2 protein-coding genes are annotated in these 1,619 nt (G+C 58.2%); one reads left to right on the top strand and one right to left on the bottom strand.

All coding sequences use genetic code 11. From position 1 onward, the window contains the following. Positions 1-1,222: MFS transporter (locus tag EOA86_RS33795; RefSeq protein ID WP_164892289.1), on the top strand; the 1,222-nt coding region annotated here is incomplete at its 5' end. Between the two features lie 91 nt (positions 1,223-1,313). Here the strand turns inward: EOA86_RS33795 and EOA86_RS33790 are convergent. Continuing rightward, a complete protein-coding gene (locus EOA86_RS33790; protein WP_128345508.1) occupies positions 1,314-1,508 on the bottom strand; it encodes a DUF2735 domain-containing protein in 195 nt (64 codons plus the stop codon). Positions 1,509-1,619 lie beyond the last annotated feature (111 nt).

The raw sequence follows: 1,619 nt of genomic DNA, 5'->3' as shown, positions 1-1,619 counted from the left end.
GCGGATGAAGGACGAAGGTAAGGGTTCCAAGGCGCCGCTGACGGAAGCATTCGGCCAATGGAAAAATGCCAAGATCGCCATTCTGGCGCTTCTCGGCCTTACTGCCGGCCAGGCCGTGGTCTGGTACAACGGCCAATTCTACGCGCTGTTCTTCCTGCAGAACGTGCTCAAGGTCGACGGCCAGTCGGTCAACATCATGATCGCCATCGCGCTGGCGCTCGGCACGATCTTTTTCGTCGTGTTCGGCTGGCTCTCCGACAAGATTGGCCGCAAGCCGATCATCATGGCTGGCCTGGCGCTGGCGATCGTCACCACTTTCCCGCTGTTCAAGGCGCTGACCTGGGCAGCCAACCCGGCGCTCGCCACTGCGCAGCAAAACACCCGTGCCACGATTACCGCTGCGCCTGGCGACTGCAAGTTCCAGTTCAATCCGACCGGAACGCGCAAGCCTCTCACGTCGTGCGATATTGCGACGGATTTCCTTGCAAAGAGCTCCGTGCCCTATGACATTGTCACGACAGCGGCAGCGGGCACCGCGGCCAGTGTCAAGATCGGCAACGAAACGGTGACGTCCTATGATGCCGTGGCAGCCGCAGACAAGGCAGCTTCAAGCGATGCTGCGTTCAAGAAGGCAATCAACATTGCGTTGCAGGACGGCGGCTATCCGCTGAAGCGTGCTGCGGCCAAGGTCGCCGACCAGAAGCTTGACGCGTTTGTCGCGGCCAATCCGGAACTGAAGCTCGACGCTGCCGCAATCCGCGCCGGCGACAAGACGACGGTTGCGGCCGACCAGGCGATCAAGGACAAGCTGCTGACGGCCGATGAGGCCGCGGCGGGAGCCCCCGAGATCACCGTCTACAACATCCCCGAAGCAGGCGCCTTTGCCATGTTTGCCGACCCTGCACAGGTCAACTGGGCAAAGGTTATCGGCATCCTGTTCATCCTGGTCCTTTACGTCACCATGGTCTACGGACCGATCGCTGCGATCCTGGTCGAGATGTTCCCGACACGCATCCGCTATACCGGCATGTCGTTGCCCTATCACATCGGCAATGGCTGGTTCGGCGGCCTGCTGCCAGCGACGGTGTTCGCGCTCAGCGCCTATAAGGGCGATATTTATTATGGCCTCTGGTATCCGGTGGTGATCGCGGCGATGTCGCTGATCATCGGTATGATCTTCGTCAGGGATACGCTGGGAACGAACTTGCACGCCAAGACCTGATCTTGGCTTGATAGCAAAAATGAAAAGCCCGGCGCGAGTGATCGCGCCGGGCTTTGCAATTCGTCAGAAGCGGTGGGAGGGAAGGGTTAGTCTAGCTCTTCCGGTCCTGTTTTTCTTCCTCGATGGCGGCTTCGTGATACCAGCCGCTTCCGAAATCCGTACGGTTGCGCAATGAAGCAAGCTCTGCCGCGAACTTAGCCTTTCCGCTTAAATTTGAGGCAGACGCACGCGCTGCCACCGGGAACATCAGGATTTTGGCCGACTGACGGGTGGAAGTGATTTCCATTGTCGGTCTCCCTTCTCTGCAGAACCTTGCCGATTCAATCTTTCCCCAAGATAGGTTCTGCAATCGAGTTAGGCAATATGATTACGAAAAGATCAGTAGTTGCCTATTATT

The organism is Mesorhizobium sp. M5C.F.Ca.IN.020.32.2.1 (assembly GCF_004023105.1).
In the GTDB taxonomy this organism is placed as follows: domain Bacteria; phylum Pseudomonadota; class Alphaproteobacteria; order Rhizobiales; family Rhizobiaceae; genus Mesorhizobium; species Mesorhizobium wenxiniae.
This window is presented reverse-complemented; position numbering and strand designations above follow the sequence as displayed.